The organism is Sphingomonas sp. TZW2008 (assembly GCF_002117915.1).
Lineage (GTDB): Bacteria > Pseudomonadota > Alphaproteobacteria > Sphingomonadales > Sphingomonadaceae > Sphingomonas.
In genome coordinates, this window is the sequence record NZ_BDJB01000008.1 from 76673 (window position 1) to 90288 (window position 13616).

The 13616-nt window shown below is 67.7% G+C and carries 17 protein-coding genes; 10 read left to right on the forward strand and 7 right to left on the reverse strand.

Features of this window, described 5'->3' with window-relative positions; translation table 11 throughout:
• Positions 1-4: 4 nt before the first annotated feature.
• Entirely contained in the window at positions 5-352 is a 348-nt protein-coding gene (locus tag B7L05_RS10225; RefSeq protein ID WP_144037229.1) for a hypothetical protein, read from the forward strand.
• Here the strand turns inward: B7L05_RS10225 and B7L05_RS10230 are convergent.
• The 4 genes from B7L05_RS10230 to B7L05_RS10245 are packed head-to-tail and all read right to left on the reverse strand — an operon-like array spanning position 321 to position 2857.
• Positions 321-1346, reverse strand: a complete 1026-nt coding sequence (locus B7L05_RS10230; protein WP_375601256.1) for a nucleotidyltransferase family protein — start codon at positions 1344-1346, stop codon at positions 321-323. The genes B7L05_RS10225 and B7L05_RS10230 overlap by 32 nt on opposite strands.
• Positions 1343-2191, reverse strand: a complete 849-nt coding sequence (locus B7L05_RS10235) for an HprK-related kinase A (protein ID WP_085810175.1) — start codon at positions 2189-2191, stop codon at positions 1343-1345. Before B7L05_RS10235 ends, B7L05_RS10230 begins: the two co-directional genes overlap by 4 nt.
• The gene (locus B7L05_RS10240) at positions 2188-2454 is read right to left on the reverse strand and encodes a hypothetical protein (RefSeq protein WP_085810176.1); all 267 of its coding nucleotides are present in this window, start codon (positions 2452-2454) and stop codon (positions 2188-2190) included. The genes B7L05_RS10235 and B7L05_RS10240 overlap by 4 nt, the downstream gene beginning before the upstream one ends.
• 1 nt (position 2455) lies before the next feature.
• A complete protein-coding gene (locus B7L05_RS10245; RefSeq protein ID WP_144037230.1) occupies positions 2456-2857 on the reverse strand; it encodes a hypothetical protein in 402 nt (133 codons plus the stop codon).
• 176 nt (positions 2858-3033) lie between these two features.
• Between B7L05_RS10245 and B7L05_RS10250 the strand changes: the two genes are divergently transcribed.
• The 9 genes from B7L05_RS10250 (at position 3034) to B7L05_RS10290 (ending at position 11728) form a co-directional block, all read left to right on the forward strand.
• The gene (locus tag B7L05_RS10250) at positions 3034-4263 is read left to right on the forward strand and encodes an ATP-binding protein (protein WP_085810178.1); all 1230 of its coding nucleotides are present in this window, start codon (positions 3034-3036) and stop codon (positions 4261-4263) included.
• A 49-nt stretch (positions 4264-4312) separates the two neighbouring features.
• Complete coding sequence (locus tag B7L05_RS10255) at positions 4313-5362, forward strand: substrate-binding domain-containing protein (protein WP_085810179.1); 1050 nt, start codon at positions 4313-4315, stop codon at positions 5360-5362.
• Positions 5359-6735 carry a phosphate ABC transporter permease subunit PstC gene (gene pstC / locus B7L05_RS10260; protein ID WP_085810180.1) on the forward strand — a complete coding sequence of 459 codons (1377 nt, stop codon included), beginning with the start codon at positions 5359-5361 and terminating at the stop codon, positions 6733-6735. Before B7L05_RS10255 ends, pstC begins: the two co-directional genes overlap by 4 nt.
• Positions 6728-7978, forward strand: a complete 1251-nt coding sequence (gene pstA, locus B7L05_RS10265; protein WP_256926686.1) for a phosphate ABC transporter permease PstA — start codon at positions 6728-6730, stop codon at positions 7976-7978. Before pstC ends, pstA begins: the two co-directional genes overlap by 8 nt.
• On the forward strand, positions 7975-8733 hold the full coding sequence (gene pstB, locus B7L05_RS10270; RefSeq protein WP_085810181.1) for a phosphate ABC transporter ATP-binding protein PstB: 759 nt from the start codon (positions 7975-7977) through the stop codon (positions 8731-8733). The genes pstA and pstB overlap by 4 nt, the downstream gene beginning before the upstream one ends.
• A gap of 11 nt (positions 8734-8744) precedes the next feature.
• The gene (phoU, locus tag B7L05_RS10275) at positions 8745-9428 is read left to right on the forward strand and encodes a phosphate signaling complex protein PhoU (RefSeq protein WP_085810182.1); all 684 of its coding nucleotides are present in this window, start codon (positions 8745-8747) and stop codon (positions 9426-9428) included.
• Positions 9428-10120 carry a phosphate regulon transcriptional regulator PhoB gene (gene phoB, locus B7L05_RS10280; protein ID WP_085810183.1) on the forward strand — a complete coding sequence of 231 codons (693 nt, stop codon included), beginning with the start codon at positions 9428-9430 and terminating at the stop codon, positions 10118-10120. Before phoU ends, phoB begins: the two co-directional genes overlap by 1 nt.
• 135 nt (positions 10121-10255) lie before the next feature.
• Positions 10256-10732, forward strand: a complete 477-nt coding sequence (locus B7L05_RS10285) for a hypothetical protein (protein WP_085810184.1) — start codon at positions 10256-10258, stop codon at positions 10730-10732.
• Between the two features lie 96 nt (positions 10733-10828).
• Positions 10829-11728, forward strand: coding sequence for an SDR family NAD(P)-dependent oxidoreductase (locus tag B7L05_RS10290; protein ID WP_085810185.1), 900 nt, complete (start codon positions 10829-10831; stop codon positions 11726-11728).
• Between the two features lie 130 nt (positions 11729-11858).
• Here the strand turns inward: B7L05_RS10290 and B7L05_RS10295 are convergent, their stop codons facing one another.
• Genes B7L05_RS10295 through epsC form a run of 3 tightly spaced genes read right to left on the reverse strand, consistent with a single transcriptional unit; the run spans position 11859 to position 13518 of the window.
• The gene (locus B7L05_RS10295) at positions 11859-12476 is read right to left on the reverse strand and encodes a hypothetical protein (RefSeq protein ID WP_085810186.1); all 618 of its coding nucleotides are present in this window, start codon (positions 12474-12476) and stop codon (positions 11859-11861) included.
• Positions 12476-12817 (reverse strand): DUF2794 domain-containing protein, encoded by a 342-nt coding sequence (locus tag B7L05_RS10300; protein ID WP_085810187.1) that lies wholly within the window; start codon positions 12815-12817, stop codon positions 12476-12478. Before B7L05_RS10300 ends, B7L05_RS10295 begins: the two co-directional genes overlap by 1 nt.
• Entirely contained in the window at positions 12817-13518 is a 702-nt protein-coding gene (gene epsC, locus B7L05_RS10305) for a serine O-acetyltransferase EpsC (protein ID WP_085810188.1), read from the reverse strand. Before epsC ends, B7L05_RS10300 begins: the two co-directional genes overlap by 1 nt.
• Positions 13519-13616 lie beyond the last annotated feature (98 nt).

The window sequence follows — 13616 nt, forward strand, 5'->3', positions numbered from 1 at the left end:
GGCGATGCATCGCGGAGGTTGGCAGCTGCTGCTGCTCGGCGCGACGCTTTTTGCCGTGACGATGGCGGTCCTCCCCCATCCACCGCACGTGCCGATCGACGGCGACAAATATCAACACATGCTGGCGTTCGGCACGCTGACGATCCTGGCCGTCATGGCCTATCCCGCCACCCCGCTGCTGCGGATCGGCGAGCGCCTGTCGTTCCTTGGCGCGATGATCGAAGTCGTCCAGTCGATACCGGCGCTTCACCGCGATTGCGACATCATGGACTGGGTCGCCGATACCGCGATCATCGCCGGTGTCCTGGTGGTCGTCGCGCTCAGCCGTCGGCGGCGCCGCGTCGCCACTTGATCCACAGATGCCGTGCGAGCAGCGCCAGCGGCATGCGCATCCAGTGCGACCGGACGTAGAACGCCAGCCGCGTCGCCGGGCGCGTCCCCCTGCCCCAGCCGTCGCGGGCGAGCAGGCGGCGGATGAACAGCCGGTCGGTGGCTGTCGCACGTCGCCATGCCGCGGGCACCGGCGTACGGAACAAGGCGTGGCTTAATCGCAGCGCGCGCGCGACGACGGCCTCCGCATCATGTTCCGCCGCGCGCGCCGCCAGCTTCAGCCAGAACGTCTCGTCGCCGTCGCGGAACTCGCGCAGCAGCCGGTCGATGTCCCACAGGTTGCGCAGGCCACCGCTGAGGTCTCCATCGGCAAGGAGATGGATCGCCGCGTGGATCACCATATCCTCGGCCGAGAGCATGGCGAGACCGTTACCGAGCGGTACGGCCGCGGCGATCAGCTTATCGGCGTCCGGTGACAGCCGCGCGGTTGGCGGCAAAATGGTATGATGCACGTCGATCATCCGGTCGCGCTCGGGATGGATCATCGGGGGCAATTCGTGCATCCAGCGTCGGTAATAGGCGTCGTCGTACGGATCGGGCTTGACCCACATCCATCCGCCGGTGAGCAACGCCTGCTCCGCGGCGTCCAGCGCTGGCCGCGGCACCAGAATGTCGAGATCGCCGATCGATCTCCCCTGCCCCGCGTCGAGACCAGCAGCGGCAAACGCCGTTCCCTTCAGCAGGATCAGCGGCGCGACGACACCCGCGAGCGCACGGCGCGCCATCTCCGCCTCCCACAGCGCCTGTCGCCTGCCTTCGAGCGCGGTAGCGCGCGCGCCGTCGAGAACCGACAGGACGCTTGGCGGCAAATCCATACCCGCCAGTCGTATCGCGAGCGTGCCGATCAGTTGCTCGGCGCGCGCTGCTGCAAGGATCTCGGTCCATGCACCCGGCCCGACCGTCCCGGCTTGGGCGGGATCGACGAGGAGCGCGACGAGCCTCGCCGCCGCGATCACCACAAATCCTCGATCATCGCCGCCGCCGATGCCGTATCGGGATAATCGATCGCCGCGCGCGTCACATCGCGCACCAAGCGCGTCAGCGCGTCGAACCCCCGTTCGCCGAGCCCCACGTAGTTGGTCGACGCCTGCGTCAGCCGAACGAACGCCTCGCCCGCTCCCACCGCGCGCGTTTCCGCCGCGCGGCCGAATTGTGGGAACAGCAGCAGCGTCGGCATCACTGCCTCGGTCATGCCCGCGAGAGCTTCCGGCTGCGGAATCAGATGTCGGATGTCACCCTTCGGCGTACCCGTCAGCAGCGGCCCGAACGTCGCATCGGGCAACGCCGCGCGCGCCACACCGATCGCCGCATTCTTCAAACTTACGGGTCGGGGAAAGGGATGCACAAGCCCAGTCGCGGGATCGATCAGCACGAACTCGTCGGCAAGCAGCCGCCAGCCGCGCAACTGCAGCAGCACGGCGAGCGTCGACTTTCCCGCGCCCGACTCGCCCGTCATGATCACGGCCCGCCCGTCGCGCGCGACCGCTGCGGCATGGAGCAGCAGGAACCGCCGCTGGCCCAGCGCCATTTGCAGGTTCATCCCCATTTCAGCGGCAAGCAGACCATGTCGCAACGGCAGCGGCGCGGCGTCGGGTATCGCATAGTCGCCAGCGATCGTTACCGACGGTCGGACCCAGCGTCGCCACGGTCTTGAAGCTTCGAGCCTCACGGTGAAATCGGGCACACCGTTGAGGCGTGGGTAGTCGTGATAGAGCGCTTGCAACGCCGCAATCGGCGCGTGCCACTCGGACCCCACGCGAAAGCCGATCGGGCCGACGCGAACCGCGAAACGATGTCTCATGCCCGCTCGATCAATCCCGCGACGGCGAGCGCGTCGAGCGTTTCCAGAAGCGCGGCGCGGTCGCCCTCGACGATTTCGAACGTCTCTTCCACCGCCTCCAGCGTCAGCCACCGCCCGCCGAGCGCGTCGAGCAGGTCGAGCGTCGTCGGCGCGACGAGATGGGTGATCCCCGACGCGCGGTGGAACACCGCCGCCAGGTCGTCGAGCGCGACGATCGCCAATCCGTCCGCTGGCGGCGCGCGATAGCGCGTCGCGCCGTTCATCCTACTTGCGAGGCATCTGCAGCGAGGCGAAGCAGGTGAACCCCGCCGATCCGCTGCGCAGGCTCTGAACGTATTTGAGATAGGCGCGGCTGCGCTCGTAATCGACGCCGGGAAGCGTACCCCCGGTCGCAAGAGCGCGACGGACGTCCTCGCCCTTCAGCGGCCGACCCGGCGGCGCGAACGCGCCCTGTGTCCCCGCGGGCACCACCTTGCCGTCCTTGTTGATATACCCGCCGGTCCGGCCGGGATCGGGCACCGGGATTTCGCACGTCAGGATCGATCCATACGCCTGCGCCATCGCCGGGCGGATCGAAACGACCGCGACCGCGCCGACCGCGCCAAGCCGCAGCACGCGCCGGCGCTGCGGCGCGACGGGATCGTCTTGGCTCTCGGGTTCGCTCATCGGACGCTTATCCACCATCGCGCCCTTCCATAATCCTAATGCGCGCACAAGAAGTCCCGCGGCGGCGTTCCGATGCGGGACGTTAACCATCGTCGCGCGCGCGGCTGTCGCTGCCTGCGCGGCCGTGCCATAGCCGCCGCCGGGAACAGGCGGGCCGGGCAAGGAACACGAGCGACATGGGCGAGATCATCTCTCCGCGTGGCTGGACGGCGATGAGCATCGTTCTGGCGACGGCGCTCGCCGTGGCGTTGATCGGTGCGGGGCTCGACGCGGTCGCACTCGTCGTGGTCGGCGGCGCGGCGGCGGTGCTCGCCACGACCGCTGGGCGCCGGCCCGACATCGAGCCGGACGCCCTCGTGCCCGCCCCAAGCCACGAGCAACCTGCGCCGATCCTCGACGCAGTCGCCGATCCGCTGCTCGTCCTCGCCGGATCGCGCGTCACCGCCGCGAACAGCGCCGCGCTCACCCTGCTCGGCACGCATATCGTGGGCGAGGACACGCGCACCGTGATCCGCCATCCGGCGGCCACGGCGGCACTTGCCGGCAGCGATGGCGAAGGAGCAGTCGAACTCGTCGGTTTGGGCACCGCCGACCAGCGCTGGGAGATGCGCGTCGCGCCGCTCGACGCGGGGCGCCGGCTGGTCCATCTCGTCGATCGCAGCGGCAGCCACGCCGCGGAGCGGATGCGCGTCGATTTCGTCGCCAACGCGAGTCACGAACTACGCACGCCGCTCGCCTCGATCCTCGGCTACGTGGAGACGCTGTCCGACGCGGCGGGCGAGGATCCTGCGATCCGCGCGCGCTTCCTCAAGATCGTGTTCGACGAGGCGCGTCGGATGGAGCGATTGGTCGACGATCTGATGAGCCTGTCGCGGATCGAAGCGGAGAAGTTTCGCGCGCCGTCGGAGGCGGTCGACCTTGGCGCGCTGGTGGACGAGACGCGCGACGCGCTGGCGGACGGACACGACGGGCGCGGCCGCGACATCATCCTCGAGCATGAACCCGCCCCGATCCCGGTACTCGGCGACCGCGTTCAACTCTCCCAATTGCTTCACAACCTCATCGGCAACGCGATGAAATACGGGCGCGCGGGCACACCGATCCGCGTCTCGCTGACGCATGGCGGCGACGTCGTCCGCCTCGTCGTCGCCGATCAGGGCGAAGGCATCGCGCCCGAGCATATTCCGCGGCTGACGGAGCGTTTCTACCGTGTCGATCCCGGTCGTAGCCGCTCGGTCGGCGGCACAGGCCTCGGCCTCGCGATCGTCAAGCACATCGTCGAGCGGCACCGCGGGCGGTTCGAGATCACCAGCCGCCCGAACGAGGGCACGCACGTCACGGTCACCCTGCGCACGCCCTCTGCGGCGGCGCGCGCACCCGCCGCCACGGGTGTCATCAACCGGTAACGCTGGTGTCACACAGGCGCAGCGTCGCCTTGGTGCGGCGGATACCGGGATGCCAATGATTCGTGCCGTCATGCCGATCGTGCTGCTAGCGCTTGTCACGGCGTGCCACGATCAGGCGAGCGGCGGCGCGGGCGCGCGCGCGCAGATCACCGCGGTCGGATCGTCGACGGTCTATCCGTTCACGACGATCGTCGCCGAACAATATCTCGCCAACAATTCCGACGCCCGGCCGCCGGTGATCGAATCGACCGGTACCGGCGCCGGCATGAAGCTGTTCTGCGCGGGCATCGGCGCGGCCCATCCCGATATCGAGAATGCGTCGCGCCGGATGAAGCGCAGCGAGTATGACGCCTGCGCGCGGAACGGCGCGCGCGAGCTTCTCGAGATCCAGATCGGGATCGACGGCGTCGCCTTCGCCGAGGCGAAGAACGGACCGCGCATGGCGCTGACGCCAGCCGATCTCTATCGCGCGCTGGCGGCGACGCCGAGCGGGCGACCGAACACCGCGCGGACGTGGCGTGATGTCAATCTATCGCTGCCGACGATCCCGATCCAGGTCTACGGCCCGCCGGCGACGAGCGGAACGCGCGACGCGCTTGCCGAACTGATCCTCGCGAAGGGATGCGAGGCAGTCGACCCGCAGGCGAAGGCACTGAAGGCGCGCGACGAGGAGGCGTTCAAGGCCCGCTGCCAGCGCGTGCGTGAGGACGGCGCCTATGTCGACGCCGGCGAGAACGACAATCTCATCGTGCAGAAGCTGACCGCCAATCCCAATGCGATCGGGGTCTTTGGCTATTCCTATCTTGAGGAGAATGCCGGCGCGGTGAACGCCGTGCCGATCGCCGGTATCGCGCCGACGGAGGCATCGATCGCCGACGGCAGCTATCCCGGCGCCCGCCCGCTCTACCTCTACGTCAAGAAGGCGCATCTCGATGCCGTACCGGGCCTGCGGCAGTTCATTCGCCACTATGCCCGGCTGTGGGGCGCGGACGGGCCTCTGGCGCGCCGTGGCCTGATCGCGGCGCCCGCCTACGTTCAGGCACGCGCCGGGGCGATAGTGCGCAGCGAAACGCCGCTCGATCCGGCCGAATTGCCATGAGCATCGGCGTCCTCACCCTCGTCGTCGCCGCGCTCGGGCTGATCGCGTGGTTCGTCGCCCGCGCGCGCGCCGCGGTGTTCCGCAGCGGCTCGGTCGGCCGGTTCAGCGCGTTGCCGGCGCACCATGGCTGGTACGTCGCGCTGTGGACGATCCTGCCGCCGCTCGTTTTTCTTACGATCTGGTGGTTCGTCGCGCCGGCGCTCGTCACCGATGCGGTGATCGCCACCCCGGCCGCTGCCGCCCTCCCCCCGCCCGGCTTCGTGCGCGCCGCCATCCTGTCCGAAGCGCGCAACCTGTCGCGCGGCGATGCCTTCGGCGCTTTCCACGATCTGTCGGAGGTGCTTGCACCTGCCTATGCGACGGCGCAGCGCCGCTACGACTGGATCGCGACCGGGCTCGCCGCACTTCTCGCCTTTGCCGGGTTCGCCTTCGCGATCATCCGCGTCCGACCCGATTTCGCCGCGCGTACCAAGGTCGAACGGATCGTCATGCTCGCGCTGCTCGCCGCATCGCTGATCGCGATCCTGACCACCGTCGGCATCGTCGCCAGCCTGCTGTTCGAGAGTGCGCGTTTCTTCGCGATCGTGCCGATCACCGACTTCCTGTTCGGCACGCACTGGTCGCCGCAAGTGATCGACGCGCGCGATCCCGGCGCGAGCCTCGGCGCCGTGCCGCTGTTCTGGGGGACGTTCTTCATCGGCGCGGTGATCGCGATGATCGTCGCGATTCCGTTCGGGCTGATGAGCGCGATCTATCTTACGCAATATGCCAAGGCATCGACGCGGCGATGGATGAAGCCGCTGCTCGAGATCCTCGCCGGCGTGCCGACCGTCGTCTATGGCTATTTCGCTGCGCTCACCGTCGCGCCCGCCGTGCGCGACTTTGCCGTCGCGATCGGGATCAGCTGGGCGAGCAGCGAGAGCGCGCTCGCCGCCGGGCTCGTCATGGGCGTGATGATTATCCCCTTCGTCTCGTCGATGGCTGACGATTCGCTCGCTGCCGTGCCAAGCTCGATGCGCGACGGCAGCCTCGCGATGGGCGCGACCCCGTCCGAGACGATCCGACGGGTGCTCGTCCCTGCGGCGCTGCCCGGCATCGTCGGCGGCGTGCTCCTCGCTGTCAGCCGGGCGATCGGCGAGACGATGATCGTCGTCATGGCCGCGTCGGGCGTCGCCGCGCTGACGCTCAACCCCTTCGCCAGCACCACAACCGTCACCAAGCAGATCGTCGACCTGCTCACCGGCGAGGCGGAGTTCGACAGCGCCAAGACGCTCGCCGCCTTCGCCCTCGGGCTGACGCTCTTCGTAGTGACGCTGCTGCTCAACATCGTCGCGCTCGTCGTCGTCAAACGCTATCGTGAAGCCTATGACTGAGCGCGCGCCGACCGATTGGCGGACCGATGCGATGCGCCGCCGCATCGCACGGCGCTACGCCGCCGAGCGTCGCTTCCGCGCGCTCGGGCTGGGCGCGATCCTGCTGTCCGCCGGGTTCCTCGCCTTTCTCATCGTCACCATGATCGCGCAGGGCGCCTCGGGTTTCACCGAGACGCGCCTCGCGCTGCCGATCGATTTCGGGCGCGCGAAGCTCGCCGTCACGCCCGAGCAGCTGCGCGGCGCGCGTGCCGATCTCGCGCTCGCTGGAGCAGGACTGGAAGGCGTCGTCGACAGCGCAGCGGGTGCGGCCTTCGGGGCGAACGGCGGCGCGGCGCTGCTGTCGGACGGCGCGTGGCTGCGCGTAAGGGACGCGATCAAGGCCGATCCCTCGCTGCTGCGCCGGACGGCGACGCTCGACGTGCCCGTCGCGAGCGACATCGACATGGCGTACAAGGGCGCCGGCAGCGCGACCGCCGAACAAACCGTCGCCGTCCTGCGCGGCTCACTGTCGCGCGGCCTTAACATCGGCTTCTTCGACGGGGCGGATTCGACCGATCCGACGCGGGTCGGCATCTGGGGCGCGCTGAAAGGATCGCTGCTGACGATGGCGGTCACGCTGATCCTCGCCTTTCCGATCGGCGTCCTTTCCGCGCTCTACCTCGAGGAGTATGCGCCACGGAACCGCTGGACAGATCTCATCGAAGTATCGATCAACAATCTCGCCGCGGTGCCCTCGATCATCTTCGGGCTGCTCGGCCTCGCCGTGTTCCTCGGTACGCTCGGCCTGCCCCGCTCGGCGCCGATCGTCGGCGGGCTCACTCTCGCGCTGATGACGATGCCCGTCATCGTCATCGCCGGGCGCAACGCGATCAAGGCGGTGCCGCCCTCGATCCGCGACGCCGCGCTCGGCATCGGCGCCAGCCCGGTGCAGGTCGTCTTCCACCACGTTCTGCCGCTCGCGCTGCCGGGCATCCTCACCGGCACGATCATCGGCATGGCGCGCGCGCTCGGTGAAACCGCGCCGTTGCTGATGATCGGCATGCGCGCCTTCATCGCCGCCCCGCCCACCGGGCTCGGTGATCCCGCGACGGTGCTGCCCGTTCAGATCTTTCTCTGGTCGGACGAGGTGCAGCGCGGGTTCGTCGAGAAGACGTCCGCCGCGATCATCGTCCTCCTCGTCTTCCTGCTCGCGATGAATGGCCTCGCCATCTATCTGCGCAACCGCTTCGAGACCCGCTGGTGACGCACAAGATCACGGCCCACAACGTCAACGTTTTCTACGGCGACAAACAGGCGATCAACGACGTCTCGATCGACGTCGATCAGGAGGACGTCACAGCCTTCATCGGCCCGTCGGGCTGCGGCAAATCCACTTTTCTGCGCACGCTCAACCGGATGAACGACACCGTCGCCTCCGCGCGCGTCACCGGCGACATCCGCCTCGATGGCGAGGATATCTACGCGCGCGAGATGGACGTGGTGCAGCTGCGCGCGCGCGTCGGCATGGTGTTCCAGAAGCCCAATCCCTTCCCCAAGTCGATCTATGAGAACGTCGCGTACGGTCCCCGCATCCACGGTCTGGCGAGCGGCAAGGGCGATCTCGATCGGATCGTCGAACAATCGCTCACCCGTGCAGGTTTATGGGGCGAGGTGAAGGACCGCCTGTCGGACAGCGGCACCGCCCTGTCGGGCGGCCAGCAGCAGCGGCTGTGCATCGCGCGCGCGATCGCGGTCGATCCCGAAGTGATCCTGATGGACGAGCCGTGCAGCGCGCTCGATCCGATCGCCACCGCGCGGATCGAGGAGTTGATCCACGATCTGCGCGGGCGTTACGCGATCGTTATCGTCACGCACAACATGCAGCAGGCGGCGCGCGTCAGCCAGAAGACCGCCTTCTTCCACCTCGGCGAGCTGGTCGAATACGGCGACACCAACGACATCTTCACCAACCCGCGCGAGCGGCGCACCACCGATTACATCACTGGCCGGTACGGCTGAGAGGGCAGACGATGGCCGCAGGACAGCAACATACCGTCAAGGCGTTCGACGAGGATATCGGGCGGCTGCGCGGGCTAATCAGCCAGATGGGCGGCCTCGCCGAACACGCGATCGAGGGGGCGATGCGCGCGCTCCAGCGCGGCGACCTCGACCTCGCGCTCGAGGTGCGCACCGCGGATCGTAAGATCGACGCGATCGAGGCAGAGGTCGAGCGGCTCGTCGTCCGCATTATCGCGCTGCGCGCGCCGATGGCGAACGATCTGCGCGAAGTCGTCGCCGCGCTAAAGATCGCCGCGGTGGTCGAGCGGATCGGCGACTATGCCAAGAACATCGCCAAGCGCGTGCCTCTGATCGAGGGCGAGCACCGCATCGAGCCGATTTCGGTCATCCAGGCGATGGGCCGGATGGCCGCCGAAATGGTGCACGACGTGCTCGACGCCTTCGCACAGCGCAACGCCGACGCCGCGGTCGAGATCTGCGAGCGCGACGTCGCGCTCGACGATTTCTACGACGCGATCTTCCGCACGCTCGTCACCTACATGGTCGAAAATCCGAAAACGATCAGCGAGGTCGCGCACCTCCTGTTCGTCGCCAAGAATCTCGAACGCATCGGCGATCACGCGACCAACGTCGCCGAGATGGTCTATTTCGCAGCGACCGGCACGCAGATGGCCGATCGCGAAAAGGGGGAATGATGGCACGCGCCCGCATGTTGCTGGTTGAGGACGACGCATCGCTCGCCGAGCTGCTCGTCTGGCATTTCTCGCGCGAGGATTTCGACGTCGCGCATACGATCGACGGGGAGGAAGCTCTGCTCCTCGCGCGCGAGAAAGTGCCCGATATCGTCCTTCTCGACTGGATGGTGGAAGGCATTTCGGGGATCGAGGTCTGCCGCCGCCTGCGCCGCACCCCGGAAACCGCCAACGTCCCGATCATCATGCTCACCGCGCGCGGCGAGGAGGAGGATCGCATCCGCGGGCTCGAGACGGGCGCCGACGATTACGTCACCAAGCCGTTCAGCCCGCGCGAGCTCGTTGCCCGCGTCAGCGCGGTGCTGCGCCGCGTCCGCCCGGGGCTCGCGGGTGAAGCGCTCAGCTACGCCGATCTCGAGATGGATACCGTCGGCCACAAGGTGCGGCGCAGCGGCGAGGTGATCCCGCTCGGCCCCACCGAATTTCGCCTGCTCAAGCACTTCCTCGAACATCCCGGACACGTCTTCTCGCGCGAGCGGCTGCTCGACAGCGTATGGGGGCATGACAGCGATATCGAGAGCCGGACGGTTGACGTTCACATCCGTCGCCTGCGCAAGGCGATCAACGAGGGCGGGCGGCCGGACATCATCCGCACGGTGCGTTCCGCCGGCTACGCGCTCGACGCGGGGCATTGATCAGGGAAGTGATTTCAGCTGCTTCAAGTGCTCTGTCGTCGAATCGCTAGCGAAACGAAGGATACTTCGCGCTGCTAGCGCGTTCCCCGGCTGCGTTTCTACGCATTCAAGCGTATCCAGACGGGAGAAATCCGCATGAAGTCCCTCTTCTTGGCAGCAGCCGCGATCATCGCTGTGCCCGTGTCCGCACAGATGCAGCCGGCCGCGCCGGCCGACCAGACGGCCCCGGCGGCAACGCCCGATACCGCCGCCACGCCGCCCGCCGATCCGGCTGCGATGCCGGCCGATCCGGCGGCGACTCCGGCCGATCCCGCGATGCAAGCTCCGCCCGCGCCAACTGGCACCGACACGATGTCGACCACCGGTAGCACCGGCATGAACAACGGCATGGCATCGACCGCACCGATGGGCGACCCGAACGCTGCGGATCCCGCCGGCGGCTATCAGCCCAGCGCCCCGCCGATCCAGGGCACGCCGGCACCGGGCGCCACCGTGCGCTTCCAGCCCGCGGCGGATCCGAACACCGCCTATCCGCCGCCGGCCCCGATGAAGAGCTATCCGATCTGCAAGAAGGGTCAGTACGACAATTGCATGCAGCGCGGCGGCAAGTAAGCCCGCTGCAGGCACGCTGATCGACGGGTGGTTGCACCCGTTCGAATGACCAGTATGGGAAGGCGCTCCAGTTCACATGAGGGGAGCGCCTTTTCCATGTCCATCCGTTTCGACGACAAGGTAGCCATCGTAACGGGCGCCGGCGGCGGCCTCGGCCGCGAATATGCGCTCGAGCTCGCGCGGCGCGGTGCCAAAGTCGTCGTCAACGATCTCGGCGGCGATCGTACCGGCACTGGCGCTTCCGACGCGGCGCACAAGGTGGTCGAGGAAATCAAGGCCGCGGGCGGCGAGGCGATGGCCAATGGCGCCAGCGTCACCGAGTACGAGCAGATGGTCGAGATGGTCGCCAAGGCGAAGGAAGCCTGGGGCGGCGTCCACGTCCTCATCAACAATGCCGGCGTGCTTCGCGACAAGTCGTTCACCAAGATGGACCCGGCCGACTTCGCTTTCGTCGTGCAGGTCCACCTTCTCGGCTCTGCCAACGCGACCAAGGCGGTGTGGGACACGATGCGCGAGCAGAATTACGGCCGCATCCTGATGACCGCCTCGTCGACCGGCCTCTACGGCAATTTCGGCCAGACCAACTACGGCGCCGCCAAGCTTGGCCTCGCCGGCTTCACCAAGTCGCTCTACCTCGAAGGTGCGAAGAACAACATCAAGGTCAACACGCTTGCCCCCGTCGCGGGCACGCGCATGACCGAGGATCTGTTCCCCGAGCAGCTGTTCCAGGCCTTCTCGCCCGACAAGGTCGTCCCCGCTGCGCTCTACCTCGTCAGCGAGGACGCGCCGACCAATCAGATCGTCGGGGCCGGTGCGGGCGTCTTCCAGGCCGCCTATGTCACGCTGACGCCGGGCGTCGCGCTGCAGGGTGACGATCTGTCGCCCGAGGGCATCGCCAAGCACTGGGCCGAGATCACCGATCGCAACGGCGAGATCGTCCCTGATTCGGGCGCAGGCCAGTCGCAGATGATCGGAAAGAAGCTGCAGGGCGGCTGATCGGCCGTTCGAAGAGTATGTTGCGGTAATTCGCCGGGTGATCAGCGACGGTTGCTCACTCCTCACCCGGCGTACCCTTGGGCATTATCGGTCCGCGACGGATCGATGCGGCCCGCCCTAAGGCGCTGCGTTACGTCTCGAGCGCGGCGATGCAGCGCGCCAGATTGTCCCGCGCCCGTGCTTCCCACCGGTCGTAAGCCCATTGCGTGATGAATAAGCGCTCGCGCTCCAAGAAGCGCCGCAGCACGCCGCTACGCCCGGTTCGGTATGCGTCGGGCACGACATGCGCATATTCCGCCGCAATCCCGGCGTCGTAGCAATCGAACGTATCCGCCTCGAAACCAAGGATTGCCAGATCGATGTCGAGCAGCAGCGCCGCATCGGGGCTGTCGTCGCCATCTGGAACGCGATGATCGATCGTCGCCACGATCGCGGCGCACGCGCGGGCGACGCTGCGCTCGTTCGCGAGGCCCGGAAACTCAGCTGCGCATAGTGCTGCGCTCAGTTGCTCGTTACGGCCTGCCGCCGCCTGCGGATCATACACGGAATCATGCCACAGGATGAAGCCAATCGCGGCAACGGGGTCGGCGATCGCTACGCCGTCCGCTTCGGCCGCCGCGAGCGAGGCGATCATCGCCAGCGGATGCGACCAGCCGTGATAGCGCCGCCACGGTTCGTCATAGCGGCAACGTATCGCCATCCCCGCCGGCGTGGCGCACAGCTCGGCCGCGAGTGCGGCGATCGGCATCAATTCTCGACCAGCTTCATCAGCCGGCGTTCGATCGGCGCAAGCACGGGGCCCAGCTCGTGCCCGCGCTTCACCACTTGCCCCGCTTCACCGATCAGCGCCCACATCCCCTGTCGGTTGCGCAACGCCGGGTTCTTCTCGACACGGAACTCGGGTCGCTCGGTCGCGCGCCGAAACGCCGCGAAGACCGCTACGTCGCGACCCAGATCGATCGCATAGTCGCGCCAGTGCCCCGCCGCGACCATCCGGCCATAGAGATCGAGGATACGGTTCAGTTCGGGCCGCTCGAACGCGACCTGCCCCGGTCGCCCGGCGTTGGGAAAGGGAGTGACGACGCCCATCAGGCTCGGTTACGCGCCACGGGCGGGGTCTGTTCCCCCGCCGCCCCGTCGCCAACCAGCGCGTCGAGCCGAGCCTTCATCAATTCGAGCTCGCAGCGCAGGATCTCCACCTTCTGCGTCGCCGGATCGAACAGCTCGCTGCACGGCGTGCCATAGGCCATGAACGGACGCTCGGGCGCCTTGCCGCCCTCCACCGTCGTCGGCCGCGCCGGGATGCCCACCATCACCGCGCCCTCGGGGACGTCACGCGTCACCACCGCATTGGCGCCGACGCGTGCGCGTCGCCCGACGGTAATCGGCCCCAGCACCTGCGCGCCCGATCCGATGATCGCACCGTCGAGCAGCGTCGGATGCCGCTTGCCCGCGATGCCGTTGTCGGGGCTTGTCCCGCCCAGCGTCACACACTGGTAGATGGTCACGTCGTCGCCGATCTCCGCCGTCTCACCGATCACGACGAAGCCGTGGTCGATGAAGAAATTACGTCCGATCGTCGCGCCGGGATGGATGTCGATCGCGGTCAGGAAACGCGACAGGTGATTGATCATCCGCGCGAGAAGGAACAGCCGGCGGCGGTACAGCCAGTGCGCCACGCGATGCCAGCCAAGCGCCCAAACGCCCGGATAGGTTAGCACCTCGAGCCGGGAATGCGGCGCGGGATCACGCGCGCGGATCGAATCGAGGTAATCGGCCAGTCGCGCCATCAGCGCCCCCTTGTCGTTCGCGTCGATCTAGGTTGGGGGCGGAACGATTTCCAGCGGCGATGAAGTTATCGCTTCTTGCGGCAAAGCACATCGTTCTT

Bases quoted from the DNA above. Each gene is read 5' to 3' on its own strand.
- B7L05_RS10285 (WP_085810184.1), top strand. From the start codon at position 10,256: ATGAAGTCCCTCTTCTTGGCAGCAGCCGCGATCATCGCTGTGCCCGTG.
- B7L05_RS10255 (WP_085810179.1), top strand. From the start codon at position 4,313: ATGCCAATGATTCGTGCCGTCATGCCGATCGTGCTGCTAGCGCTTGTC.
- phoB (WP_085810183.1), top strand. From the start codon at position 9,428: ATGGCACGCGCCCGCATGTTGCTGGTTGAGGACGACGCATCGCTCGCC.
- B7L05_RS10240 (WP_085810176.1), bottom strand. From the start codon at position 2,454: ATGAACGGCGCGACGCGCTATCGCGCGCCGCCAGCGGACGGATTGGCG.
- pstC (WP_085810180.1), top strand. From the start codon at position 5,359: ATGAGCATCGGCGTCCTCACCCTCGTCGTCGCCGCGCTCGGGCTGATC.
- pstA (WP_256926686.1), top strand. From the start codon at position 6,728: ATGACTGAGCGCGCGCCGACCGATTGGCGGACCGATGCGATGCGCCGC.
- B7L05_RS10245 (WP_144037230.1), bottom strand. From the start codon at position 2,857: ATGAGCGAACCCGAGAGCCAAGACGATCCCGTCGCGCCGCAGCGCCGG.
- B7L05_RS10295 (WP_085810186.1), bottom strand. From the start codon at position 12,476: ATGCCGATCGCCGCACTCGCGGCCGAGCTGTGCGCCACGCCGGCGGGG.
- B7L05_RS10250 (WP_085810178.1), top strand. From the start codon at position 3,034: ATGGGCGAGATCATCTCTCCGCGTGGCTGGACGGCGATGAGCATCGTT.
- B7L05_RS10300 (WP_085810187.1), bottom strand. From the start codon at position 12,817: ATGGGCGTCGTCACTCCCTTTCCCAACGCCGGGCGACCGGGGCAGGTC.
- B7L05_RS10290 (WP_085810185.1), top strand. From the start codon at position 10,829: ATGTCCATCCGTTTCGACGACAAGGTAGCCATCGTAACGGGCGCCGGC.
- epsC (WP_085810188.1), bottom strand. From the start codon at position 13,518: ATGGCGCGACTGGCCGATTACCTCGATTCGATCCGCGCGCGTGATCCC.
- B7L05_RS10225 (WP_144037229.1), top strand. From the start codon at position 5: ATGCATCGCGGAGGTTGGCAGCTGCTGCTGCTCGGCGCGACGCTTTTT.
- B7L05_RS10235 (WP_085810175.1), bottom strand. From the start codon at position 2,191: ATGAGACATCGTTTCGCGGTTCGCGTCGGCCCGATCGGCTTTCGCGTG.
- phoU (WP_085810182.1), top strand. From the start codon at position 8,745: ATGGCCGCAGGACAGCAACATACCGTCAAGGCGTTCGACGAGGATATC.